Origin of the sequence: Gymnodinialimonas phycosphaerae (assembly GCF_019195455.1) — a bacterium.
In the GTDB taxonomy this organism is placed as follows: Bacteria; Pseudomonadota; Alphaproteobacteria; order Rhodobacterales; family Rhodobacteraceae; genus Gymnodinialimonas; species Gymnodinialimonas phycosphaerae.
Window position 1 is genome coordinate 3,306,634 of sequence record NZ_JAIMBW010000001.1, and the last position, 24,877, is coordinate 3,331,510.

General features: G+C 63.5%; 21 protein-coding genes. 7 read left to right on the plus strand and 14 right to left on the minus strand.

Features of this window, described 5'->3' with window-relative positions:
* The first annotated feature begins 19 nt into the window (after positions 1–19).
* Complete coding sequence (locus tag KUL25_RS16390; protein ID WP_257893902.1) at positions 20–1,195, plus strand: acetyl-CoA C-acyltransferase family protein; 1,176 nt, start codon at positions 20–22, stop codon at positions 1,193–1,195.
* An 88-nt stretch (positions 1,196–1,283) separates the two neighbouring features.
* Here KUL25_RS16390 and pbpC read toward each other — a convergent pair whose 3' ends face one another.
* Both pbpC and KUL25_RS16400 read right to left on the minus strand, forming a co-directional pair.
* A complete protein-coding gene (pbpC, locus tag KUL25_RS16395) occupies positions 1,284–3,320 on the minus strand; it encodes a penicillin-binding protein 1C (protein ID WP_257893903.1) in 2,037 nt (678 codons plus the stop codon).
* Positions 3,317–8,746 carry an alpha-2-macroglobulin family protein gene (locus tag KUL25_RS16400; protein ID WP_257893904.1) on the minus strand — a complete coding sequence of 1,810 codons (5,430 nt, stop codon included), beginning with the start codon at positions 8,744–8,746 and terminating at the stop codon, positions 3,317–3,319. Before KUL25_RS16400 ends, pbpC begins: the two co-directional genes overlap by 4 nt.
* A gap of 166 nt (positions 8,747–8,912) precedes the next feature.
* Here KUL25_RS16400 and KUL25_RS16405 point away from each other — a divergent pair, with 166 nt between their 5' ends.
* Complete coding sequence (locus KUL25_RS16405; RefSeq protein WP_257893905.1) at positions 8,913–11,042, plus strand: ATP-binding protein; 2,130 nt, start codon at positions 8,913–8,915, stop codon at positions 11,040–11,042.
* Here the strand turns inward: KUL25_RS16405 and KUL25_RS16410 are convergent.
* Positions 11,037–12,044, minus strand: coding sequence for an asparaginase (locus KUL25_RS16410; RefSeq protein WP_257893906.1), 1,008 nt, complete (start codon positions 12,042–12,044; stop codon positions 11,037–11,039). The genes KUL25_RS16405 and KUL25_RS16410 overlap by 6 nt on opposite strands.
* 167 nt (positions 12,045–12,211) lie before the next feature.
* Between KUL25_RS16410 and KUL25_RS16415 the strand changes: the two genes are divergently transcribed.
* The 3 genes from KUL25_RS16415 to rlmN all read left to right on the plus strand — a co-directional run bounded on the left by KUL25_RS16415 (position 12,212) and on the right by rlmN (position 14,500).
* The gene (locus KUL25_RS16415) at positions 12,212–12,739 is read left to right on the plus strand and encodes an invasion associated locus B family protein (protein WP_068355792.1); all 528 of its coding nucleotides are present in this window, start codon (positions 12,212–12,214) and stop codon (positions 12,737–12,739) included.
* A 5-nt stretch (positions 12,740–12,744) separates the two neighbouring features.
* Positions 12,745–13,260, plus strand: a complete 516-nt coding sequence (locus KUL25_RS16420; RefSeq protein WP_257893907.1) for an invasion associated locus B family protein — start codon at positions 12,745–12,747, stop codon at positions 13,258–13,260.
* A 61-nt stretch (positions 13,261–13,321) separates the two neighbouring features.
* The gene (gene rlmN / locus KUL25_RS16425) at positions 13,322–14,500 is read left to right on the plus strand and encodes a dual-specificity RNA methyltransferase RlmN (RefSeq protein ID WP_257893908.1); all 1,179 of its coding nucleotides are present in this window, start codon (positions 13,322–13,324) and stop codon (positions 14,498–14,500) included.
* Between the two features lie 75 nt (positions 14,501–14,575).
* Here the strand turns inward: rlmN and KUL25_RS16430 are convergent, their stop codons facing one another.
* The 7 genes from KUL25_RS16430 to mtgA all read right to left on the minus strand — a co-directional run bounded on the left by KUL25_RS16430 (position 14,576) and on the right by mtgA (position 19,300).
* Entirely contained in the window at positions 14,576–14,761 is a 186-nt protein-coding gene (locus KUL25_RS16430) for a hypothetical protein (protein ID WP_068355784.1), read from the minus strand.
* Between the two features lie 203 nt (positions 14,762–14,964).
* A complete protein-coding gene (locus tag KUL25_RS16435; RefSeq protein WP_068355784.1) occupies positions 14,965–15,150 on the minus strand; it encodes a hypothetical protein in 186 nt (61 codons plus the stop codon).
* A gap of 296 nt (positions 15,151–15,446) precedes the next feature.
* Positions 15,447–15,929: a L,D-transpeptidase family protein gene (locus KUL25_RS16440; protein WP_257893909.1), complete on the minus strand. Its 483-nt coding sequence runs from the start codon at positions 15,927–15,929 to the stop codon at positions 15,447–15,449.
* A 30-nt stretch (positions 15,930–15,959) separates the two neighbouring features.
* Positions 15,960–16,838 carry an SDR family oxidoreductase gene (locus KUL25_RS16445; protein WP_257893910.1) on the minus strand — a complete coding sequence of 293 codons (879 nt, stop codon included), beginning with the start codon at positions 16,836–16,838 and terminating at the stop codon, positions 15,960–15,962.
* Positions 16,835–17,809, minus strand: a complete 975-nt coding sequence (queG, locus tag KUL25_RS16450; protein ID WP_427854487.1) for a tRNA epoxyqueuosine(34) reductase QueG — start codon at positions 17,807–17,809, stop codon at positions 16,835–16,837. The genes KUL25_RS16445 and queG overlap by 4 nt, the downstream gene beginning before the upstream one ends.
* A gap of 53 nt (positions 17,810–17,862) precedes the next feature.
* Positions 17,863–18,528, minus strand: a complete 666-nt coding sequence (gene fzlA, locus KUL25_RS16455; RefSeq protein WP_068355778.1) for an FtsZ-binding protein FzlA — start codon at positions 18,526–18,528, stop codon at positions 17,863–17,865.
* A gap of 52 nt (positions 18,529–18,580) precedes the next feature.
* Positions 18,581–19,300: a monofunctional biosynthetic peptidoglycan transglycosylase gene (gene mtgA / locus KUL25_RS16460; RefSeq protein WP_257894884.1), complete on the minus strand. Its 720-nt coding sequence runs from the start codon at positions 19,298–19,300 to the stop codon at positions 18,581–18,583.
* Positions 19,301–19,416: 116 nt separating this feature from the next.
* On the opposite strand from mtgA, the gene speB reads away from it, so the two are divergent.
* Positions 19,417–20,367 (plus strand): agmatinase, encoded by a 951-nt coding sequence (gene speB, locus KUL25_RS16465; protein WP_257893912.1) that lies wholly within the window; start codon positions 19,417–19,419, stop codon positions 20,365–20,367.
* A gap of 23 nt (positions 20,368–20,390) precedes the next feature.
* Here the strand turns inward: speB and KUL25_RS16470 are convergent, their stop codons facing one another.
* Positions 20,391–21,131, minus strand: a complete 741-nt coding sequence (locus KUL25_RS16470; protein ID WP_257893913.1) for a class II aldolase/adducin family protein — start codon at positions 21,129–21,131, stop codon at positions 20,391–20,393.
* A 191-nt stretch (positions 21,132–21,322) separates the two neighbouring features.
* Here KUL25_RS16470 and KUL25_RS16475 point away from each other — a divergent pair, with 191 nt between their 5' ends.
* Positions 21,323–22,228, plus strand: coding sequence for a LysR family transcriptional regulator (locus KUL25_RS16475; protein WP_257893914.1), 906 nt, complete (start codon positions 21,323–21,325; stop codon positions 22,226–22,228).
* A gap of 192 nt (positions 22,229–22,420) precedes the next feature.
* Here KUL25_RS16475 and KUL25_RS21870 read toward each other — a convergent pair whose 3' ends face one another.
* The 3 genes from KUL25_RS21870 to KUL25_RS16490 are packed head-to-tail and all read right to left on the minus strand — an operon-like array spanning position 22,421 to position 24,856.
* A complete protein-coding gene (locus tag KUL25_RS21870; protein ID WP_257893915.1) occupies positions 22,421–23,383 on the minus strand; it encodes an OmpA family protein in 963 nt (320 codons plus the stop codon).
* Positions 23,380–24,117, minus strand: coding sequence for a GNAT family N-acetyltransferase (locus tag KUL25_RS16485; RefSeq protein WP_257893916.1), 738 nt, complete (start codon positions 24,115–24,117; stop codon positions 23,380–23,382). Before KUL25_RS16485 ends, KUL25_RS21870 begins: the two co-directional genes overlap by 4 nt.
* A 10-nt stretch (positions 24,118–24,127) precedes the next feature.
* Positions 24,128–24,856, minus strand: a complete 729-nt coding sequence (locus tag KUL25_RS16490; protein WP_257893917.1) for a competence/damage-inducible protein A — start codon at positions 24,854–24,856, stop codon at positions 24,128–24,130.
* Positions 24,857–24,877: the final 21 nt, after the last annotated feature.

Below are 24,877 nucleotides of genomic sequence, written 5' to 3' on the forward strand. Positions count from 1 at the left end.
CATCGCGGAGGGTTTTTTCATGGACGATATCGTCATTCTGTCGGGCGCACGTACGGCAATCGGTACATTTGGCGGGAGCCTCGCGGGCACGACGCCGATCGACACGGCCACGGTTGTCGCAAAAGCCGCACTAGCGCGCGCTGGCGTCGAAGCGGGCCAGGTCGGCCACGTGGTCTTCGGTAACGTCATCAATACAGAGCCGCGCGATATGTACTTGTCCCGCGTGGCGGCGATGCAGGCGGGCGTGCCCGAGACGGTGCCCGCGATGAATGTGAACCGGCTGTGTGGGTCCGGGGCACAAGCCATCGTGTCGGTGATCCAATCCCTTGCCATGGGGGACGCGACGTTCGGTCTTGCGGGCGGGGCCGAAAGCATGTCGCGCGCGCCCTACATCATGCCTGCCGCCCGCTTTGGCCAGAAGATGGGGGACGCGCCAGCGCTCGATATGATGCTGGGGGCGCTGAACTGCCCGTTTGGCACTGGGCATATGGGCGTCACGGCTGAGAATGTGGCCGATGAACATGACGTGACCCGCGCCGACATGGACGCTTTCGCTATGGCTTCGCAAGAGCGGGCGGCGAATGCGATCGCGAAGGGCTATTTCAAGGACCAGATCGTGCCCGTCGAGGTGCGTGTGAAGCGCGACATGGTGCCGTTCGAGGTGGATGAGCATCCCAAGGCAACCTCGCTGGAAGCGCTGGGCGGGTTGCGCGCGGTGTTTCGAAAGGATGGCCGCGTGACGGCGGGCAACGCGTCGGGCATCAATGACGGCGCGGCAGCGCTGGTGCTGGCGCGTGCGGACGCGGCCGAGGCGGCCGGCCTGACGCCACGGGCCCGTGTGTTGGGCTATGCCCATGCCGGGGTGCGGCCCGAGGTGATGGGGATCGGACCCATTCCGGCTGTAGAAAATTTGCTGTCGAAAACGGGCCTATCCATCAGATATTTTGACGTGATCGAATCGAATGAGGCGTTCGCGTCCCAGGCGTTGGCGGTGAACAAGGGCCTTGGGCTCGACGCCGAAAAGGTGAACCCCAACGGCGGCGCGATTGCCCTGGGGCATCCGGTGGGCGCCACTGGCGCGATCATCACCGTGAAGGCGCTGTACGAGTTGGAGCGCATTGGCGGAAAACGGGCGCTGATCACCATGTGTATTGGCGGAGGCCAAGGCATCGCCTTGGCGATCGAGCGGATCTAGGCGGAAGAAGATTTTTGCAAAAATCTTACCAGAGCCTTGCAAGGCTCTGACCAGTCTTTTGCAAAAGACTGGGGCGCTTGGGCCGGCGTCAGTCCGCAACCTCGACGGTGCGGCGTTGGGCCAGGCCCGTCGCGTCGATCACTGTCAGCTCTCCGAATCCCACCTCGGTCTCCAGCGCGATTTCGCGGTCGTGCCATCCGGTCGCGACGGGCGCTTCGTTCCAGAGCCACGTGAAGGGCGGCGTTCCCTCCGCTATGCGGGCCAGCAGCGGCAAGCCCGGTTGATAGGCCAGCACGGCCCCTTCCGGCGGGAAGGTGATCACAGGGCCATTTGCCTCGGCGATATCCGCGCCCGGATCGAACCGGCGTAGAGTGTCGGGCAGCTGCGTGTTCGACAGGGTCAGCGCGCCGGGCGGCGGCGGGCGGCGGGGTGTGGTGTGCTCATCGATGCGAGAGAACGCCTCGAACAGCAGCGGGGCCGAAAGCGCTGCCCCGAAGGCACCCGGTACCGCCGCGCCATCGGCACGGCCCATCCAGATGCCGACGACATGCTGCCCGTCAAACCCGAATGCCCACGCGTCGCGGTGCCCGTAGCTGGTGCCGGTCTTGTAGCTGAGCCCGATGCGGGGGGCATTGGGTGGGGGCACGACGTCCCCCAGGATGTCCCCCAGATACCACGCGGCGGTGTTCGACAGGATGCGCTGCCCCTCCTGCCCGTCGCCGTCGCGCCAGTGCAGCGGTGCGGCGATGCCACCGCGTGCAATTCCCGCATAGAGCGCCATCAGGTCCTCCATCGTCGTCCCCAGTCCCCCCAGCGCAATCGCAAGGCCGGGCTCTTCACCTTCCGGCAGGCTCACATCCATCCCGGCGCGGCCCATGGCCGCAAGCATGTGGTGCGGGCCGATCTCATGGAGAAGCGTCACGGCGGGGATGTTCAGTGACATTTGCAGCGCCTGCGCCGCCGAGACTTCCCCTCGAAAGACCGAGTCGAAATTCAGCGGCGCGTAGCCTGCGATGGAAATCGGGCGATCCTGGATCAAGGTCTGCGGATGCAGCAGACCGCTGTCGAAGGCGAGACCGTAGATCAGTGGTTTCAAGGTTGATCCGGGCGAGCGGATGGCCTGGGTCATATCTACGAAGCCCTCACGCGTCAGATCGGTGTAGTCGGGCGACCCGACGGCGGCCAGAAGCGCGCCTGTTTCATGGTCCATCACCATGATCGCCGCGGACATTTGCGGGCCGAGGTCAGTGATTGCGCGGGTGGCAAGGCGTTCCATTTGCCTTTGCAGATCGGCGTCGACGGTCAGGTGATGGGTGCCTTGGGTGGGGCGGTCGGCCACGGCGCGATCGGCGAGGTGGGCGGCGAGGGTAGGGAAGTTGCGGCGGACGGTCGGGATCGGTTCGTCACGGGCCCAGGCGATCTGCGCCTCGGTTAGGTCGGTAAAGGTGACGGCGCGCGACAGCACGCGGTTGCGGGCGATCTCGGCGGCCTCTGGAAAGCGGTCGGGACGGCGCGAGTTGGGGGCCTGTGGCAGGGCCACAAGCAGGGCGGACTGCGCGGCGGTGAGGCGGCGCGGTTCTGTGCCGAACCATGTGAGCGTCGCGGCGCGCACGCCCTCGATATTGCCGCCAAAGGGCGCAAGGTGGAGGTAGAGCGTCAGAATTTCCTGCTTCGACAGTTGCCTTTCCAACGCCAGCGCCAGCCGGATCTGCCGGATCTTGCCGCCCCAGGCCCCCGTGCCGGATTCCTCCAGCAGCCGCGCCACCTGCATCGTCAGGGTCGACCCGCCCGAGACGACCCGCCCGGTTGTCACCCTCTGCCAGGCGGCGCGGGCAAAAGCCCGCAGGTCCACACCCGGGTGGGTCCAGAAACGGCGATCCTCATAGGCGATAAGCATCTCGACATAGCCGGGATCAACGGCGTCGTAGGATACGGGTAAACGCCAGCGTCCGTTCTCGACCGTGTAGGCGCGCAGCAGGTCGCCGTCACGGTCCAGCACTTCAACGCCGGTTTCCAGCGTGAGGGGCGGGATCTCTGTCTCGTTGATCCATTGGTCCAGCCACAGAAGCGCCCCAACGAGAAGCGCCGCGAGAAGGAGGCCGAGCGTTGTCGCAATCGCCTTCATTCTTCCAAAACGCTTATCCGGCCAGAGGCAGTCTGCGCGCGATAGGTGGGGCGGTACATATCTTCGACCGACGCGGCGGGGTGGTGGAATTCACCCGGTGATACGGCCCGCACGATGTAGCCTAGACGGACACGATCCACGCCGTAGCGCATGTCGACGGCAGAAAGGAACCGTTCGGCCCGGAACTCGGACATCACGGGGGAGGCGCCCACGTCCACCCCGTCGAAGGCACGGACATCGCCCGATTGCAGCAGGTTGGGGTTGTCGATCTCGAAGCCCGCAGGAAGCGGGTCGTTCACCATCAGCCGTCCGTCCGGCGCGCCGGTGTTGATGACCGTGAGGATCGTGACCAGCCGAGTGCCCTGGGTGACCTGCGCCGGATCGACGGGCGCGCCGTCCAGCGTCAGGTATTCCCGCTCGATCCGGTAGCCGTTGCCGTAGGCTTCTGTCGGACCATCGGGGCGGCCAAAACGGGTGAGGGTGACAACCTCATCGCGCGTGCCGGTATTCTCGATCACGCGGGTCTGGGTCGGCGCATCGTCGAGCACCTGAACCATCGGCCCGACAATCGGCGCGCCATCCAGCAACAACCCCTCGGCCGATGGGTTGTCGATAAGGGCGTGGGCCGCGAGCAGCGCCCAGACGGCTTCTTGGGTAGAGGCATCCGCGACCGAGGGCGCTATGTCCACGACGGAGGCGGGCATGTTGACCGCAAGGGACCCGGCATTGGTCGCCAAGGCGATCAACCCCGCCGCGTCGCGCTGTCGGCTACCGTAGTCGACGCGCCAGCTGCGGGTATCCTCGGACAGGCCCGGCAGGGTCAGGCGCGCGAAGCCCGCGATGAACATCGCGTCGGCGCGGGGCTGGTCGCCATACATCGCCAAGGCAGCGCCCAATTGCCCAAGCGCCAAGGGTGTTGCGAAATCCGTCACCTTGACGTCGGCGTAGTAGCGCAAATCGCCCATGCTGGCCTGCCCTTCGCGGGCCAGAACCATCAGCGCATAGGCGAGGCCTTCGCCGCCGTTCTCGAAATCGGGATGGGACGCGACGGCATTGGCGAGGTTGTCCAGCGCGCTCTGGAACGGGATGTCGGGCACGGAATGCCCCTCTGCCCGCGCGCGGGAGAGGAAATCGGTCACGTAAGCATCGAGCCACAGGTCGCCTGACGACGCCTGCCAGAGGCCAAAGCCCCCATTCGCGGCCTGATTTGTCAGGACCGAGGCGATGGCCCCTTCGATACGGGTATTGAGGTCATCGGCGGTGCCGAGGTCCAGCGCTTGCGCGACGGAGGAAAGGTACAGCAGCGGCATCGCACGGCTCGCCGTCTGCTCGGAACAGCCATAGGGGTAGCGGTCCAGCCGCTGTAGCAGCCCCGCCACATCGTAGCGCGCCAATGGCCCGGCAGACAGGATCGCGCGCACACCTTCCGGGTGGAAGCCGGTGAAAACCGCGCTGTCGACGGTGAAGCTTTCGCCAGGCGCGAGGGTGAGGCGCGTGGTCTCTGTCACCTCGGGGTCATTGGCTTGAACAGGCACGGTGAGGGTCTGGAGGATGTCGGTGCCGTCGGGCGTTGTCAGGGTGACAGAAAGTTCCGCCGTGCCCGTGCGATCTGCCGCAATGAAGGGGATCGTGACACGGGTGGCCTCTCCCTCTGCCAGAGTGATTGCAGGGATGATCTGACCAAAGATCTGGATTTCTGGCGTGGCAGAGATCGCCAGGGGCATCTCTCCGGTGGGGCCTTCGGTGTGCGTGATCTCCAGCAGCAGGGAGGCCGCATCGCTGGGGGCAAGGAAACGGGGCGCGCTGGCAGTGATGACGACCGGGTCGCGGACGATCACATCGGCCTCGGCCTGGCCGACACCGGTATCAGACCAGGCGGTGGCCATGACACGGATCGTGCCGTTGAACGCGGGCATGTCGAAGGTAGCGCGGGCCGTGCCATCGTCGCCCACCGTCAGCGGCCCAGAGAAGAGCGCGACAAGATCCTCGGACGTGGGATCTGCCTGCATTCGCAGCCCCGCGCCCGCGTCGCCGCCCTGGCGGATGCGGCCTTCGGCACCGTCTCGGCTGTCGATCAGGCGGCCATAGATATCGCGGAACGCCATGCCGAGTCTGCGCTGACCGAAGTAGTGGCCTTGCGGGTCAGGGCTGTCGAAACTGGTGAGGTTGAGGATGCCGAGGTCAACGGCGGCGATGGTGGCATGGACCACCTCGCCGGGAAGCGCGCCGTCAACGCGCAGGGCGACGTCCATCGGGCCACGGGGACGCATCGTCTCGGCCACCTCAAGGGTGGCTTGCAGGGCACGGTCACCGGGATCGACAGCGGCATGGGCTATGCCGATGGCGCGGGTCGGCACGGGGCTGGACTCAGTGTCTAACGGGCGGATCAGGGTCGCGGTGACGTAAGCGCCCGCGCCCCATTCGCCGGTGACGGGCAGGGTGATATCGGTGGGGTCGTCGCCAAGCTGCACGATCTGCTGATCGATCAGCCGGTCGGTGACGACCTGCACCAGCGCAAGGCCGCCGGTGCGGGGTACGATCCGCAGGGTGGCTGTGTCGCCGGGGCGGTAGGCCTCTGCATCGAGAGAGACCTCCAACGCATCTGGCGTATCGGTTCCGTCTTCCGCGCCATACCAGCCAGCGCTGAAGCCAACGGAAGAGACCGCAAAGCCGCCCGAGTCGCTTTCGACGCGTAGCTCAAAGCTGCCCCATTCGACGGGCAGGTCCAATTCGGTCGGGTCAGTCGTCAGGACAGTCTCGCCAAGCGCGATCTGCTGGCGGGTTGTTACCGGTTCCCACGTCCAGTTGCCGTTCTGGCGATACCATTGGTAGCGCTGCTCAACCCGGTTCAGGGTCCAGCGCACGGGCATCGGCTCCGCGCCTGTGGTGATCAGGTGGAAGGGTGCTTCGACGCCCTCAGGCAGGGTGCTATCGAACAGCGGACGGATACCGATGACGGCGCTGAAGGGAACAATGGTGACGGTTTCACGTCGCTCCACCGGGCGGCCCGAGCCTTCGGTGATCTCGGCGGTGAGGGCAAGTTGGCCGGGATGATCGACGCCCTCGAATTGGGGAAACTCCAGCGTCAGCGCGGCATGGCCCTGCGCATCGGTCTCAATCGGACCGAAGCTGGCGAATTGGGGGTCGGGCAGGGCATCGTAGCGACCGAATTGGTAGCCGGGATGATCCGGCAACGTGCGGATCGGGGTAAGCGCCATGCGACCGGTGATGTTCAAGCCGGATGCGGGGGCACCGAAGAGGTAATCGGCGCGGAAATCGGTGATGGGGCTGGCGCCGCTGCCGAAGGTGTCGGCGGGCAGATCGATGGTAAGGTCCAGACGCTCCGGCAGGAAGTCCTCGACCAGCAATCGCACCTCGCGCAGGGGGCGGGCGTCCGGGTCGGCGTGGATCGCCAGCCGCCATGTGCCACGCGGGACATCGGCGGTCAGGGGGAGGGACGCGACGAAGCCGCCTGCGCCTGCTTCGTCCAGCAAATGCCGGGTGAATTCGACGCCATCGGGGCGGGTCAGGATGGCGGTCAGGGGCAGATCAGAGATCGCTTGCACTTGGGGATCACGGGCCAGCGCCGTCATGTGGATCGTGTCGCCCGCGCGGTAGATGCCCCGGTCGGTGGTAAGGAAGACGTCGATGGGGCCGGCTGGCGCGCGGCCCTCGACCCCCCTGTCAGACAGGTCGAATTCCGCATCGCGCAGGGACAGAAAGGCCAGATCCGTGTCGCCCCTGCGCGCGGTCAGAAGGGCGGGGGCGGCCCCCTGTTCGCCCGCCGCGATCGCGGCGGGGAAATATGCGTAGCCATCGGAGTCCGTCTCTGACGTGGCCAGAACGTGATTGGATTCAGAGATCAGGTCAACGGTGACGCCTGCGTGTGCCTCTGTCGTGGCCAAGGACCGCACCAGCACATGGACGCCATCTGCACCGCTGATCGACGTGAGGCCCAGATCACTGACAAGGAACCACTGCGTTGCGCCGCCTTCAGACGTGCCAGCGCCGCCAACGCGGGCCTCCAGCGCATAAAGACCGGGCGCGCGGTCTTGCAGAACCTCGCCAATCGGGACACGGGTGGTGATGCCCCGGTTGACCTCGGACGCGACCTCGGCCTCTCCTTGCCAGACGGCTTCGCCGATTTCCTCGGCGAATTGATCCACCTGCCATTCGGCCAAGGGCCTGCCGAAGTATTGCTCTTGCAAGGTGCGCAGGATGTTGCGGTCGGCAACATGGAAGAGGCGAAGATCCACAAGGTCCGTATTGACCCCAACCAGCGGAATAGTGCCGCCTGCGGACGCCGGAAGGATATAAGCGCGCCCGGCAAACCGGACCGAGGGCGCGCGGTCGCGGACGTATTGGCGCAAGGTCACGGGGGCGTGCAGCACCTCGCCCGAGGCAGCGGGAAGGCCAGCGCGCAGGGTGAATTCATAGCGTTGACCATGGCGGACCCCGGAAAGGCAAAGCTGGCGGCCATCGGCCTCCACCGCCACATCGGACAAGGTCGTTTGCAGGAAGTCGTCATAGATCACGCCACCTGCCGCGAGAGGTTCCGAGAAAATGGCGCAGATGCGCGGAAAATCGGCTTCCACATCTACACGGGTGTCGGTGACGCGGAATCCGTAAAGGCCAAGGACCCGGTCAAGCGCCTCTTCCCGGTCTGGGGTGGCGGCCTGGGTCAAGGCAAGACGCAACGCGGGGATCGTGTCCCGTCCGCGCCCGCGCCTCTCCAACGCTTCAGCCAGAACATCCAGCGCATTGGCCAGCTCTTCCCCCTCGGTTCGCAGGGTGGCGTTCACGGCGGCGAGCAAGGCGCGGCTTTCGAAACGTTGTCCCTCCGAGCGGTTCTCGGGCTCGATCGCCAGAAGATAGGTCGCGTAGGCGGTCCAATCGGTGCCCCGATCCTCGACCGTGATGGCGGCGCCCATCCGACGCATGGCGCCAAGGATATTGCCGTCCGCAAACGCGCTGCGGGCGCTGCGGCGCCAATCATCGGGGTCAAAGAGGCCCGCGTAGTGGGTAAGGCCCAAGGTGTTGGCCTGGGCCAGGGCGCTGGAGAAATCGGACGCCTGCAAGAACCCCAGGTCCCCGTAACGCCGGGCTGCCAGCGCATGGGCGGCGTCCGGCGTGTCACGCAAGATCCCCGATAGCGCGCCGCTGTAGGCGATGCCATCTGCGGCGGCGGTCTTGGGGAAACAGCTGTTGTTGACGCTGTTGAAGGTAAAAGCCGTACAGTCGGGATCGACGCGGCAGGCGGCGTTGCAATCGGCCAGCGTGGTATCGAAGATCGGACGCAGATCGTTGCCGGGAAGATCGGTGTCGCGGATGATGAGGGTCGTCCGTTCGGGCAGCAGATCCTGCGCGTGCAGGGGCAGCCCGAGGAAAACGAAAAAGCAGACAGCAACCGCCAACGTGCGCGTCATGGGACCCTCATAAATCTCTTCAAAAAATCATTGCCCGAAACGTGCCATGTGCCGTTTGGGCTGTCGATGATTCCTCCGCATGAACGGCCATGCAATGGAGGATTAACGCTATATTCAGCGAGTTGAGGCCATGTTGACCCCGATCAATTCTTCAAGGCCGCGCCCCATGGCAGCGATAAACATCAACGACCGGTTGGCGCAGGAGCGGCGGGCCCGCCTTCAGGCGGAGCAGCTGCTTGCCCTGCGGTCCGAGGATTTGTATTCCGCCAACCGGAAATTGGCAGAACATGCGACGGCGCTTTCCACCCAAGTCATTGAACAAAGGGAGGAAAATGAACTTCTCAAAGGGCGCACCGACAAGACGGAAGCGCAGTTGGAAGTCGCAACAGAACGCGCGGTCACGGCGCAGCGGCGGCTTTGGGACGCGCTGACTGCCACGGAAGACGGCTTCTCCATCTTCGACCGCGATTGGCGGCTGGTCGCCGCGAATCCCGCATATTTCCGTATTTTCGACGGGGTAGCCGACGTGACCGAAGGCGCGACCTACGAGTCGATTCTGCGCGTCTGTGTCGAGGAAGGTATCGTGGACCTGCAAGGCCAGGACCCGGAGGATTGGGTCGATCAGATGATCGCCCGCTGGGAGTTGGACCCAATCCCCAACGTCGATATCAAGTTGTGGAACGGCGCCTATATCCGGCTGAATGACAAACAGACCCCGCAGGGCGATTTTGTCTCTCTTGGGGTCGATATCACCCCCAACATCCGCCGCGAGAGAGAGCTTTCGGAGGCGCGCGATGAAGCCCTGTCCGCCAGCCGCGCGAAGTCCGCCTTCCTTGCCAACATGAGCCATGAGATCAGGACACCGATGAACGGCGTCGTTTCCATGGCCGAGTTGTTGCGCGACACGGTCCTGGACGAAGAACAACAGATGTACGCCGATACGATCCGCAATTCGGGTGAGGCGCTGTTGGTGATCATCAACGACGTGCTCGACTTCTCGAAGATCGAGGCCGGCAAGTTGGAGCTGCACGAGGAATCCTTCGACCTGAATGCGACGGTCCGAGAGATCTTCCGCCTGTTGCAGCCCGGCATCGCGTCCAAGGATCTGGAGCTTCGGTTGGATTACGACATCTTCCTGCCCCCGCGTGTGATCGGGGATCGCGGGCGGATCAGGCAGATCCTGACGAACCTGATCGGTAACGCCGTGAAGTTCACCGAAGCGGGCCATGTGACGGTTCACGTGCTGGCAAGCCCCACCCAGGATGGCAGCGAAGATGTTGCCGTCTCGATCATTGTCGAAGACACCGGTGTCGGCATCGCGCCGGAAAAGCACGATCACGTCTTCGGGGAATTCAACCAGGTGGAGGACGAAGCCAACCGCCACCACGACGGGACCGGGCTGGGGCTGGCGATCACCAAGCGGCTGATCGGTATGATGAAAGGCGAGATGTGGCTTGAATCAAAGGTGGGCCGGGGCTCCGCCTTTGGGTTCAAGATCCCCATGAAGCTTGATCCGGAGGTGGGCTCCATCCCGGTGGCTGGACTGCCTGCGGACAAGTCGCGGGTGTTGGTGATCGGCCATGGGGCTGGCCGGGAAGAGCAGTTGTTTGACGCGCTCGGGCGGCTGCATGCGGATACCACGCAGATCCGTCGCGTCCCAAAAGCCCGCGACCTGGAAGAGGTAACGGCCGTCGTCTTGTGCGATCTTTCTATGGATGTCGCCCAGATCGCGGCGGTGCTGGATACTGCGGGCTTCACCGGTGCGCGGCTCAGCAGTCTTGGCCCGGAGGAACTGCCGGGGGGCTTCGCGGTTTGCGCCTTTGACCAAGGCCTTGTGGCGTTGCGCGCCCAACTTCTGTCTGCGCCATCGGAGGCGCTCGTCCCACCGCCGCCGATTGAGCCTGATGCCGTTCCCGAAACAAAGCCGCGCCTTTTGGCGGCGGAGGACAACAAGACCAATCAACTGGTGTTTAAAGCGATGATCAAAGGGATCGATCTGAACCTTGAGCTTGCCAACAACGGCCTTGAGTTGGTGGAGGCCTACAAGAGGGAACAGCCGGATCTGGTCATGACCGATATCTCCATGCCCGAGATGGACGGGCTGGAGGCCGCCGCCGCAATCAGAGCCTATGAGGCGGAACAGGGTCTGACCCCGGTCACGATTATCGCCATGACCGCCCACGCGGTGGAGGGCGACCGAGAGCGTATTCTTGCCGCCGGCCTTGACGATTACGTCACGAAACCGCTGAAAAAGGCCCTGATCCACGAAAAGATCGCGGGCGCACTTGATCTATAGCGACAGGCCGGACAGCGCATCCGCGATGCGGTAATGCCCGGTTTCGATGCCGTTCCAGTTGCGGATCGGGCCGTGGGCGAAGGCCCGTGCCTCGGGGTGCATCGGGTCCAACACGCCCAGCCGCCCCAGAAGATGGGCGATTGCGGCCTCGGCCCCCCGCGTGGCACCGTCGGCGATTTTCAGGGCAACGCCGATCTTCAGGTCCGGGATGATGGCGATGAAGACGCCTTCGGCCCCGGTCTTGATCGCGGCGCGTTGGCCCATGGCGCGCATCAGGCGGGTGCAGGCCTTTCCTTCTCCGGCGACCAGATCGGGGTGCAGCATCATCGCTTCCCGCAGACGCACCATGGCGGCCTGGCGCGTGCCGCCTTCGGGCGTCGCCGCCGCATAGGCAGCCATGGCGCGGGCGAGGCCCGAGAGGCGGGTGGCGAAGTTGGGAGCGGAACAGCCGTCGATGGCGAAGTCGGGGTTCGGCTCGTCGGTCACATCATCCCATGCTTCGCTGATAGCGGCCTGAAGCGGGTGGGCCGGGTCGATGTATTCCGGCCCCGCGCCCGTATGCTTGCCATAGGTCAGAAACCCGGTGTGCTTGCCCGAGCAATTGTTGTGACGTTGATCGGGGCCGCAGTGCGCACAGATCAGCGCGTCGCGGGCGGGCACGTCATTGGGCCATTGGACGCCACAGCGGAAATCAGGTTCGCTTAGCCCCAGTGTGTCCAGCCACGCTGTCACGCGATCCGTATGGATTGCCGCCCCCTGATGGGACGCGCAGGACAGCGCCAGATGTTCGGGCGTCAGGCCAAAGGCATCCGCCGCGCCCGATTCCACCAATGGCAGCGCCTGGATCATTTTCGACGACGAGCGCGGCAAGATCCGCGCTTCGGTGTCGCCGATGCCGCCGATCAGCCCCTCTCCATGGCGCCAGACCGCGACACTGCCGCGATGCGTACACTCCAGAATCGGCCCGCGATGGACCTCTACCAAGACCTCAGTCGTGTTCATTCCGTCCCAATCCCTTCACAACCCGGCGAAATTCCGCACACGGGGCTTTTTTCAACGCTTTCTTTCGTCTACGTTACGGCCCAATTATGGTTGGACGCTCCATCTTTACGATGATCCAAAAAACGGTCGCCGACCAGAGGCAGCGAAGGGGCTGGAGGCTCTTATTTATGAAGACATATCTTGCTGGTATTCTGGCGGGCGCGTTGGCTTTTTCGGCCACGATGGCGCTTGCACAGGACGAATCGACCAACCGAGTGAACGCCGAGACCGATTGGTCCGTGTTCGTCGAAGACGATCCGACGCAGTGCTGGGTGGTTTCCACTCCGTCTGAAACGGTCAACACCCGTGACGGGCGTGTCGTATCGGTGCGCCGGGGCGAAATCCTGATGTTCGTGTCCTTCTGGCCCGGCCAGGAACGCTTGGGAGAGGTCAGCTTCACCGGCGGCTATCCCTTCGCCGATGGCTCTACCGTGACAATGCAGATCGGCACCACGTCGTTCGAGCTGTTTACCGATGGCGAAATGGCTTGGGCCGCCTCGCCGCAGGACGATGATCGCATCATCACCGCGATGAAGCGCGGCGCTGAGGCGGTGCTGACGGCACGGTCGTCGCGCGGCACCCAGACGCAGGACACCTTCAGCCTGCTGGGCTTCACCGCTGCCGTTGAAGACGCAGAGACCCGCTGCGGGAACTGATCATCATGGTCCCCGTATCCCGTAGCCTGCACGCGCTGGCGCTGTGCATGTGCGTGGCAACGCCCGCAGTGGCACAGACGCTTCCGGCGCCATGGCCGGTCTACGTGCAGGACAACCCCACGCGCTGCTGGATCACGGCAGAGCCGTCCGGCACCACCGCCTCGCGCAATGGGCAGGACGTGACGGGCAACATCAGCCGTGATGTCGCGCTGCTGTTCGTGTCGTTCTGGCCCGAAGACGGTCGCGCAGGGGAGGTCAGCTATACTGGCGGATACCAGTTTGCGGCCGGTAGTACGGTGACGATCGAAGTGGGCGACGCCACTTACGAGATGTTCACCGAAGGTCCGATGTCCTGGGCCGGCTCGCCCCAGGACGATGCAGGCATCATCGCCGCGATGCGGGACGGGGTAGAGGCGGTCGTGACCGCGACCTCGACCCGGGGAACCGAGGTGATCGACACGTTCAACTTGCAGGGTTTCGCGCTGGCGATGAATGACGCGCAGGTGCGCTGCGCCGAGTGACGGGGTTTGCGTGGGGGCGATGCCTCCTATATGGGAAGCAAATCCTAGGATGAGTAGTTCCATGACCGCCACCGCGCCAATCACGCAGGACGTCCTTACGTTCCCACGCAAACTGCCCGACGGGCCGATCAACCTGATCGGGCTGACCCGTGACGGTCTGCGCGCCGCCTTGATCGAGGCGGGTACCCCTGAGAAACAGGCAAAGATGCGGACCGGGCAGATTTGGCAGTGGCTGTATCAGAAGGGTGTGCGCGATTTCGCGGCGATGACGAACCTGTCCAAGGATTATCGCGCCATGCTGGCCGAGACGTTCGTGGCCGATGTGCCCGAGGTCGTATCCAAACAGGTCAGCGCCGATGGCACGCGCAAGTACCTTGTCCGCATCGCCGGTGGCCATGAGGTCGAGGTTGTCTACATCCCCGAGGTGGATCGCGGAACGCTGTGCATTTCCTCTCAGGTCGGGTGCACGCTCACATGCTCGTTCTGCCATACCGGTACGCAGAAGCTGGTGCGCAACCTGACCGCCGGAGAGATCATCGGCCAGGTCATGCTGGCCCGCGACGATCTGGATGAATGGACCGCCGCGGGCGAGGGCAGCGATGCCAAGCCGCGCCTGGTGTCCAACATCGTGCTGATGGGTATGGGTGAACCGCTGTACAATTTCGACAACGTGCGCGACGCGATGAAGATCGCGATGGACCCCGAGGGGATCAGCCTGTCGCGCCGTCGCATCACGCTTTCCACCTCGGGCGTTGTGCCCGAGATCGCCAAAACGGCCGAGGAAATCGGCTGCATGCTGGCGGTCAGTTTTCACGCCACCACCGATGAGGTGCGCGACAAGCTGGTGCCGATCAACAAGAAGTGGCCGATCGCAGACCTGTTGGATGCCCTGCGCGCCTATCCCAAGGCCAGCAACTCGGAACGGATCACGTTTGAATATGTGATGCTGAAAGGCGTGAACGATACGGATGAAGACGCACGACGTCTGGTGCAGTTGATCAAAGGCATTCCCGCCAAGATCAACCTGATTCCGTTCAACGAATGGCCCGGCACGCCCTACGAGCGTAGCGATTGGGCCCGGATCGAGGCGTTTGCCGATATCGTCTACAAGGCGGGCTATGCCTCGCCGATCCGTACCCCGCGGGGCGAGGACATCATGGCTGCTTGTGGTCAGCTGAAATCCGCGACCGAGCGCGCGCGCAAATCCCGCAAGCAGATCGAGGCCGACGCGGGGCTGTAGGCCTGTGCGCAAAAGAAAAGGCGCCACCCGTTGGGATAGCGCCATTCCAAATTCGTGTAACTGAAGCCTGACGGCTTAGTTGTGGTGCAGAGCCAGCACCAGCAGCAGAACTGCGATCGCGGGGACCAGGATGCCGCCAGCGGAGGAACCGGTGTCTTCAACGATGACGACTGGCTCGATGTGGGTGGGGGCAACGTAGCCGCCAGCGAATGCACCGGTTGCGACAACGGAAAGTGCAGCTGCGAGAGCGAGTTTCTTCATAGTGTTCTCCTTAGCCCGGTTTACGCACAGCGCGTCGGTTGGGCTTATTTAACTTACCTTGCCTAAAGTCCTAGCCGCAGACCCTCCAAGGGCGCAATGGGCAGATGTGAATTCTCAATAACTGAAATCAAAGGTGTTGCACAAAAGAAAAGGCGCCGCCCAAAGGCAGCGCCAATCCAATGTCGCGCAATCTGATCCGAGGATCAGTTGTGGTGCAGAGCCAGAACCAGCAGCAGAACTGCGATTGCGGGCACCAGGATGCCGCCAGCGGAGGAACCGGTGTCTTCAACGATGACAACGGGCTCGATGTGCGTGGGGGCAACATAACCGCCTGCAAATGCGCCAGTGGCGACAACAGACAGAGCGGCAGCGAGAGCGAGTTTCTTCATAGTAAATATCCTTATAAGATACGCCCCTTTTACGCACTATGCGCAGGTTGGGGCACCCAAGACTGTACCTCGTGCGTTTCTTTAACCAGCAACCCCCAACGATTGCAATGGCGTGGAAATTGCCTCTGGCATAGGAAACCACGGGTGTCGTCAAATAAGCAACACTTCTTCCGGGAGGCCTTTGTTCACAGGCGCGAATTGGTATGATTCGCCCGATGCGTGTTTCTTTTTGGTGCTGATGGGAACCTTTAGAATACCTGCGAATCAAGGCGTTGCGCTGTGATTCTCGGGAAGGATTACGGATAGATCGTGATCGGTGTGCCGTTGTTGACCATCGCATAGATCTGACGCATCTCGGCGTTGGACACGGCGATGCAGCCCACCGTCCAGTCGTCGCCCCGCCGGAGTGGGCGAGGGGTGCCGTGGATGAAAATATCGCCACCCGGACTGACGCCTCGCGCGCGGGCTTGGGCGACGTCTTCTGCATTGGGGTAGCTGATGCCAATGGACAGATACCATTGGCTGTTGGGGTTGCGCCGATCGATGATGTACTCGCCTTCGGGCGTGCGACCATCGCCTTCTTCCAGCTTGTGGCCTTCGGGGGCGAAGCCAAGCTCGACCTCGTAGCTTTCCAGCACTTCATCATTGTGCATCAGCAGCATGATCCGGTCGTTCTTGTGAACAACGACCCGCGTCACCTCGGGCCCATCGTAATCGATGAACCGAGAACACCCGGTAAGGGCAGCAAGGGTAAGAAGCGCAATGAAAAGGAACCGCATGGCCCGTCCGTACATCATGTATTATCCCTGTTATACCGAAGTGTCTGGGCAACGCGAGCGATACACGTCGTGCTCGGCGGAAAGAAGCGCCGCAAGTCCGGAGCGGTAATCAGGGTAGAGCAGGTTCACCCCCAACTCCTCCTTGATGCGGGTATTATCCACGCGTTTGGATTCGGCGTAGAAACTGCGCCCCATGGGGGTCATGTCGGCGTCCTTGAAGGGGATCGCCTCGGGGATCGGTAGGTCAAGAAGCTTGGCTGCATGGGCGATGACGTCCTGTGGCGGTGCGGGGTCATCATCGCAGACGTTGTAGGCGGCGCCGGGGTTGGGCCGGGCGATGGAGGCCATCAATACCTGCGCGATATCATCGACATGGGTGCGGCTGAAAACCTGCCCCTCCTTGATGATCCGCCGCGCTGTGCCGTTGCGCACCTTGGAGAAGGGCCCGCGCCCCGGCCCATAGATCCCCGCGAGGCGAAAAATATGCACCGGCAGCCCGTGATTGCGGTGCAGGTCCATCCAAGCGCCCTCGGCCGCGACCCGCGCTTCGCCGCGTTTGGTGGATGGGACCAGCGGCGTCTCTTCCGTCACCCATCCCCCTTGATGGTCACCGTAGACGCCCGTCGTCGACAGGTAGCCAACCCAATCGGGCTTGGCCGACACGAAAGCATCGCGATAGGCGGCCAGCACCGGGTCACCGGCGGCGTCCGGCCCGGCAGAGATCAGGATATGCGTGGCCTCTGCGATATCGCGGCTCAGGTCATCACCGGGAAAGAGTCGCGGCTTGGCACCTTGCATAAGGGCCGCCTTTTCAGGCGTGCGGGTCGTGGCGGTGATCTGCCAAGTGTCAGGCAGGGCGTGCGCCAACGCCTTGGACGTAAACCCATACCCGAAAATCAGAAGCTTCATTGTAACCTCTCCACTGCCCACCGCGCGGCATCGGCGATGGCTGGATCCGGATCATCGGTCAGGGGCTTTGCGGCCTCTGCCAGCGCGGGTTCGCCGGAATTCCCGATCGCGTACAACACGTTACGCACAAAGCGATCCCGCCCGATTCGCTTGATCGGTGAGCCCGAGAACAGCGCCCGAAACCCGGCATCATCCAGTCTCACCAAATCCGCAAGCTGCGGCGATTGCAACTCTTCGCGAGGGGCGTAGCGGATGTCGCGTGCCGCCTGCGCGAACTTGTTCCATGGGCAGACGGCAAGGCAATCATCGCAGCCATAGATCCGGTTGCCCATCTTGGCGCGCAGGGCCACGTCCACCGGCCCCTTATGCTCGATCGTCAGGTAGGAAATGCACTTGCGGGCATCGAGCTGGAACGGCGCCGGAAAGGCATCGGTCGGGCAGATGTCGAGGCAGGCGGTGCAAGACCCGCAATTCTCCTTTCCTGCTTCATCCGCCGGCAATTCAACCGTCGTGAAGATCGCGCCCAGAAAAAACCAATTCCCCAGATCCCGCGCCAGCAGATTTGTATGCTTTCCCTGCCATCCCAGCCCCGCCGCCTGCGCCAAGGGCTTTTCCATCACCGGGGCAGTGTCCACGAAGACCTTGATCTGTTCTTCGGGCGCTTGCTCTAGCAACCACCGCCCGACGCGTTTCAGGCGCTTTTTCACCAGATCATGGTAATCGCGCCCCTGCGCGTAGACGCTGATCGTGGCGCGATCGCGCGCCTCCAAGGCGTCCAACGGGTCAACGGTGGGGGTATAGGGCTCGGCCAGCATCACCACCGATCGGGCCTCCGGCCACAGCGCCGAGGCATCGCCGCGCCAGTGCATCCGCTCGGCCATCCAGCCCATCTGCCCATGATGTCCAGCGTCGACAAAGGCTTTCAGGCGCGCCGCTGTCTCGGGCACGGCATCGGGTCTGCAGACACCCATCTTGGCGAAGCCCGCCGCGCGGGCCTCTGCCAGAAGGGCGTCCTTCAACGCCGTCAAAAGTCCAGGTTCGCGTAGTGGGGCGGTTGCGGGAAGCCGAAGATCTGGTCCGCCAGCACGGACCGGAACGCGGGCCGCGACTTGATCGTGGCGTACCAGTCCTTGACCGGCGCACTCAGCGACCAATCCACATCCGAGATGTAATCAAGGCAGCTGAGGTGCGCGGCGGCAGTGAAATCTGCCATCGTCATCTTGTCGCCCGCCAGCCAGCGCCGATGATCCAGCAGCCAATCCATGTAGTGGATGTGGAACTTGATGTTCTGCGCGCCCGTCTTCACGGCGCGCCCGTCCGGGTAGCCGCCCCGCATCAGCTTCTTGTGCACCCGTTCGTGGACCAGATTGCAGGTGACGTCGCTGTAGAACTTGTCATCAAACCACGCCATCAGGCGGCGTACTTCGGCACGCGCGGCCGGGTCGCGTGGCATCAACGGCGGCTCGGGCACCGTCTCTTCGATGTACTCGCAAATGGCCGTGCTATCGCTCAGCAGCATGCCGTCGATCTTTAGGACTGGCACCTTGCCCGCTGGATTGCGGCGCAGGAATTCGGTGGAAGGCTCCCAATACTTCTCTTCCACCAGCTCCACCTCGATCTTCTTCTCGGCAAGGATCAGCCGGACCTTTCGGCAGTACGGCGACAGAGGGAAATGGTAGAGGCGGTTCATGGAGCTGCTCGGTTATGTGCTGGGACGTCTTTGCAAGCTGGCCAGGGAAAAATCAATTCGCAAAGCAATCAGCCCGCCCATCGGCGCGGATTGTAGCCGCCCCGTCCCGGATCGCGCGGGCGCGGCGGGTGACGAAGTCTGACGGCGCGCTGGCGTTGCGCTGTTGCGGGTTAGGCAGAACGGCGGCCATAAGGGACGCCTGCTGGGCCGTCAGATCGGCAGCCGAGACGCCAAAGTGATGTTGCGCGCCTGCTTCGGCACCGAAGACGCCGGGCGCGAACTCGGCCACATTCAGGTAGACCTCCAGCACGCGGCGTTTGGGCCAGATCAGCTCCATCACCGGGGTGATCGCGGCCTCCAACGCTTTGCGGACCCAGGATCGTCCATGCCACAAAAACGCGTTCTTCACAGTCTGCTGGCTGATGGTAGAGCCGCCCCGCGCCGCGCCATCGGCGATCGCATCGCGGATCGCGGACATATCGAACCCCCAGTGCAGACAGAAATTCGCGTCTTCGGCGGCCACCACGGACCGAGCCAGCACCGGCGCGATCTCTTCCATCGGCACCCAGTCGCGCTCTACCCCGCCCAGACGCGCGCGCTCTTGTTGGATGTAGACGGTGGTGGGCACCGGCACGAACGCATAGGCCACGATCCAAAGAAGCATCAGCGCAACCATGCCAAAGGCGCCACGCAACAGCCAGCGCCGGAACGTCTGCGCCCACCGCCGTGCGCGCGACTTGCTCGAGGTCGATTTCCGTGTGCGCTTCGCCAATTCGGCGCGCTCCCTGCTCAACTTTGTTCCATGAATATGCCCGCCGGAGGCTCCAACACCAGCCCCACCGACAACATCCCCTTGAAGGTGCCGCCCATCCGCCGCACCCTCTTCCCATGACCAATACATATGACAGTGGCCGCTTGAACCTGCCCTTCGTCGGGATCTCCACCTTTGGGAAATATGCGTACGTTCAGGATTGGAGCGGGATCGACGCGGATGTCGCCGTGCTTGGCGCGCCATTCGACGGGGGCACCCAATGGCGCCCCGGCGCGCGCTTTGGTCCCCGCGCGATCCGTGAGGCCTCGACGCTGTTCGCTTTCGGGCACGCGGGTGCCTATGACCATGAGGATGATGTGACCTACCTTGGGCCGGGCACAAAGATCATCGACATGGGCGACGCCGACATCATCCATACCCAAACCGAAGCGTCCCACGCCAATATCGAAAAGGGCGTCCGCGCCGCGCTGGCTGCTGGTGCCATCCCGGTCACGCTTGGGGGCGATCATTCCATCAACATCCCCTGCATTCGCGCCTTCAGCGATCAAGCGCCGATCCACATCGTGCAGATCGATGCGCATCTGGATTTCGTCGATGAACGCCACGGCGTCCGCCATGGTCATGGAAACCCGATGCGCCGCGCGGCAGAGCGGGATCATGTGACCGGCCTCAGCCAGTTCGGTATCCGCAACGTCAGCAGTACCGCCAAGGAAGGCTATGATGACGCGCGCAGCTTCGGGTCAGACATCCAGTCTGTCCGCCAGATTCGCGCCATGGGCGCCGAGGCCGCCGCCGCCCGCGTGCCCAAAGGTGTGAACCTCTACATCACCATCGACATCGACGGCTTCGACCCGTCGATTGCGCCGGGCACCGGGACACCGTCCCACGGCGGGTTCCTTTACTATGAAGTGTTGGAGTTCCTCGCCATTCTGGCCAAGCGCAACTGTATTGTCGGCGTCGATCTGGTGGAGGTCGCCCCGGATTATGACCGTGACGGCACCACGGCGATCCTGGCCGCACAGATCCTCCTGAACCTCATCGGGCGCATCCTCCACGCCAAATCGTAGACCGGGCCTTGGCCCGGGTCCCCTTATGCGGCGTAGTCCAGTCCCTCGGCGTCCAGCACGGCGCGCATGCCGTCCAGCACGTCTTGATCCGCGCCCACATCGGCCTCCATCTGGCGCGCGGTCAGTTCGGCCACCTCCTCGGGCAGCTCTCGCAAGGTGCGCCCCGTGGACAGCGCAATAATGTAGTTCCGCGCTGCGCGCTCGAAGTAGTACATTCGGCTGAACGTCTCGGCGACGGTCTCGCCGATGAACAACACGCCGTGGTTGCCCATGATCATGGTGCGAATGCTGGGGTCCTGGAACAGTTGCGCACACCGCGCGCCTTCTTCCTCAAGGGCCAGGCCGCCGTAGTTCTCATCCACCACCTGACGGTTGTGAAAAATGGCAGAGTTCTGGTCGATCGCGGGCAGCCGCGAGTCAGCAAGGGACGCGAGAACGGTGGCATAGGTCGAATGCACATGCATCGCACAGCGGGCGTGGGGGACGTGGCGGTGCAGGCTGGCATGTAACCCCCAAGCCGTCTGATCGGGGGCATTGTCGCCCACCATCGTGGAAGGGTCATCGGCATCGATCACCCAAAGATCCGATGCGCGCATAAGACTGAAGTGCTTCTTGGGGTTGATCAGGAACTGCGTTCCCGCCTCATTCACCGCAAGAGAGAAGTGGTTGGCCACCCCCTCATGCATGTCCTCGCGCGCTGTCAGGCGGAATGCGGCGGCCATCTCTGCCCGAGCAATCGCATGGTCCATTGTGAAACCTCTCATTGTTTCCGGCCATTGTTGCGCAAAGGCTAATCCCGCCCCCGATCCGGGTGCAATCGTAAACAGAGGGTAAACGTTTGTTGCGGTGCCATGAACGATCCGCGGAATAATCGTGGTTTGAACAAAGCCCCATCCCATTTGCGCCCCATTTCGCGCCCAAAACTGTCCGCAACGAGTATAAGGGCAGAACCAGTATGGACCGTCTCACAGAAATGGAAGCCTTCGCCACGGTGGTGGATCAAGGTGGATTTACGGACGCGGCAAAGAAGATGGGGATTTCCAAATCCGCCGTCTCCAAGCACGTCTCTTCACTGGAGGCCCGCCTTGGCGCCCGCCTCCTTAACCGGACGACACGTCGCGTGTCCCCGACTGAGATCGGCCTTGCCTACTACGATCGCGCCCGCCGCGTTCTGAACGACGCCGGAGAGGCCGACGCCCTGGTGACTGCCATGCAATCCGCGCCGTCCGGCACGTTGCGTGTGTCCATCGCCACGGACTTCGGTGTGAACCACGTGTCGCCCATTCTTGGCGATTTCCTTCATGCTTTCCCCGAGATCACCGTCAACATGGTCCTCAACAACCGCTATGTGGAACTGATCTCGGAAGGGTTCGACATGGCGATCCGCGTCGGAGAGCTGGAAGACAGCTCGCTGATGGCGCGCAAGATCTGCGAGACCCAGCGCCGGATGATCGCAGCGCCCTCCTACTTCGAGGAATACGGTCGGCCCGAGCGGATCGATGACCTGAACGAGCACAAGCTGCTGCATTATTCGAACGCCTCGTCGGGCAACGTCTGGAAGCTGACGGCCCCCTCGGGCGAGTTGCGCCAGGTGCGCACCGCCGGGTGGTTGACCGTGAACGACGGCCAAAGCCTGCTGAATGCCGCTGTCGGTGGCCTCGGCATCGCCTATCTTCCCAGCTTTCTGTACGCAGAGCCGATGCGTCAGGGTCTTTTGATCGACGCGATGCCGGATTTGCCCTCGAACGTCCAAGGCGTCTACGCCGTCTATCCACCGGGCCGCTACATTCAGCCCAAGGTGCGCTCCTTCATCGATTACCTGGTCGAAGTCTTCCGCGACAAAGGCCCCGAAGACTGGTAACGCCCCAACCCCCTTGCCGCGCTCTTCGGGAACGGTTTGCAAACCGAACGCCCCCCGAGAGCCCCCTTGATCCCGGACGATGCCTTGTGCGTCGTCCGGGATTTTTTTGGTCGGTATCAGAAGGGGGCACGGAACGCACTGGCCAACGATTGCGCGCGTGATCCGTCACCAATAGGCAGGTTAGGGTCTGTTTCAGGGATTGGCCAACACAACCTCGACCCGGCGATTTGCCTCGCGGCCTTCGGGGGTGGTGTTGGGCGCGCGGGGGGAGAGGAAGCCAATGCCTTGCGCCTCGACCTGTGTGGGCACGACGCCGAGTTCTTCGGTCAAGAACTGGCGCACGGCCAAGGCGCGGGCACGGGAGAGGGCGATATTGCCCGAAAGCGATCCCAAGGCATCGGTGTGACCGACCAGGACGACCTGTCGGGTCGGATCTTCGGCCAGAAAAGCAGCCAACGCGGTGAGTGAGGCATAGCGCTCACCGCTCAGCTCCGCGGCCCCGGTTTGAAATTGCAGGTCCTCCAGCGGTGCAGCACCGAAAGCCGTGAGCAGTGCGATCAGGTCCGTGGGCGGTGTCTCGGGCAATTCGGTGCCCGGATCCGGGGTGCGTGTGGATTGAATGACGGGGGCCTCGGCCTGGGACGGCGGTTGGATCAGGGAAAGGTGCACGAAGCCGGTCGCGCCGCCGCGAGAGATCATCAGCGCTGCCTCGGTCTCTCCATCCTCGGAGAGGGCGCTGAGATAGTGGAAGTCACCCAAATCCACGTGCATCTCCGGCGCGCTTCCGACGGAAAGGGCATGGCGGAAATCAAAGCCACCACAGGCGGTGGCGAAACAGGTGAAGGGGACAGTGAAACCCTGCATTTCGATCTGGTCACGCAGGCTGGTCAGAAGACCCGCGGTTGTGATGTCTTCGCCGGTAATGCGCCACGTAAACTGCTGCACGGCACCGGTGGCGGCATGGGTAGGCAGGCCGGTGTCAGACCACGGGCCCGTGGCAATCAGATGCTGGCCGTCCACCGCAGGCGTCGTGGACACGAGGTCAGCGGTGCCGGGAAAGGCAAGTTCCAGCGCGTGGCCGGGCGAGGGCAGACACAGTAAGGCTGTGCACAGCAGAACCGTGCTGCCAAGTCGTTGCGCGCCTCTTGGTGTCACTGGGCCGTTCCGCCTTCTTTCTCTCGGTAAACGTAGGTTCCCACAGGTTTCATCCCCAAGGAAGTGTAAAGCCCATGGGCCGCCGCGTTTTCGCGGGTGACGAGGATGGATAGCCACGTTGCGCCGTTATCCGCCGCCCATTTTGCAGCCGTGCGCATCATATGGACGGCGAGGCCTTTGCGGCGACCTGCGGGGGCCACGTCGAGGGCATGGAGCATGGCGATATCGCCGTGGATGCCGATGTAGCCCGCGCCTGCGGGCTTGTCCAAGATGCGCCCGAACAGTGACGTCTTGGGACAGGTTGCGCGATTCATGATGGCGCGTCGCGGGGCGGTGATGCCGCCGGCCTCCCAAAGCTCGGTCTGGATCGCGAGGGGGGGCCAGATGGTGAAAGCGGTCACGGGGGGCGGCGTGGCGGCAAGGTCGGTGGCGCGGATCACCATCGCGTCGGTGTGGTCGCGGGTGGTATAGCCTTGGGCATCCAGCATGTCGGAGAGGGGCATTTGATGATCCAGCACCTGGAACAAGGGCCTCCGGCCCTGTGCCTCCATGGCCGCCTGCGCGGCGGCCAACCCCTCCTCGCTTGCGCTCCTCGCAGTTGGAATGGTGAGGCGGGCGGCGCTGACACGGTTGCCGCCGGGATCATGGCTGGGGACAGTGAAAGGGCCGACGGTTTGGCTGTCGGCAGCGGGCCAGGTGGCCGCAAGGACCGGGATCAGGTCAGCGATGTTCATGCGGCCCCTCTTAAGTACCTGTGGGAAAAAGCTTTTGCAGGGCGGCCATCACGCGGGCCACGGCGGCGGCGTCTTGGCTGCGCGCAACGACGTTGGAGCCGTGCATACCGTTCTGCGTGAACGGGTAGGAACCGAGGGAGACGTCGGGGTTGGCCTCGGCGAGGGTGCTCAAGGGGCCGGCGATATCACCCTCACCGCGCTCGATCCGCAGGGAGGCAGAGACCATCGGCGCGCCGCCGGTCAGGGTCGGCAGCAGCCCCTCCAGCATCGCCTCGAAGATCTTCGGGACGCCTGCCATGACGTGGACGTTGCCGAGGGTAAACCCCGGGGCGGCGCTGATCGGGTTGTCGATGAGGGTCGCGCCCTCGGGGATGCGGGCCATGCGCAGGCGGGCCTCGTTCAACTCTTGGCCCGACTTGTCGTAATGGGCCTGCAAGATCGCGCGGGCATCATCGCGAATGCCGCAGGCGGCACCCATCGCTTCGGCCACGGCCTCGGCCGTGATGTCATCGTGGGTGGGACCAATGCCGCCGGACGTGAACACGTGGTCATAGGAACCGGACAATGCTTGCACATGGCCCACGATAACCCCGTGATCGTCGCTGATCATCCGCGCCTCTTGCAGGGAAATGCCGTGGTCCGTCAGGGCCTTCGCCAAATGGTTCATGTTGCTGTCGCGGGTGCGACCCGAGAGGATCTCATCCCCGATAACGAGCATGGCGGCGGTTGGGTTCGGCATGATGTCTTCCTTCCATGCCCT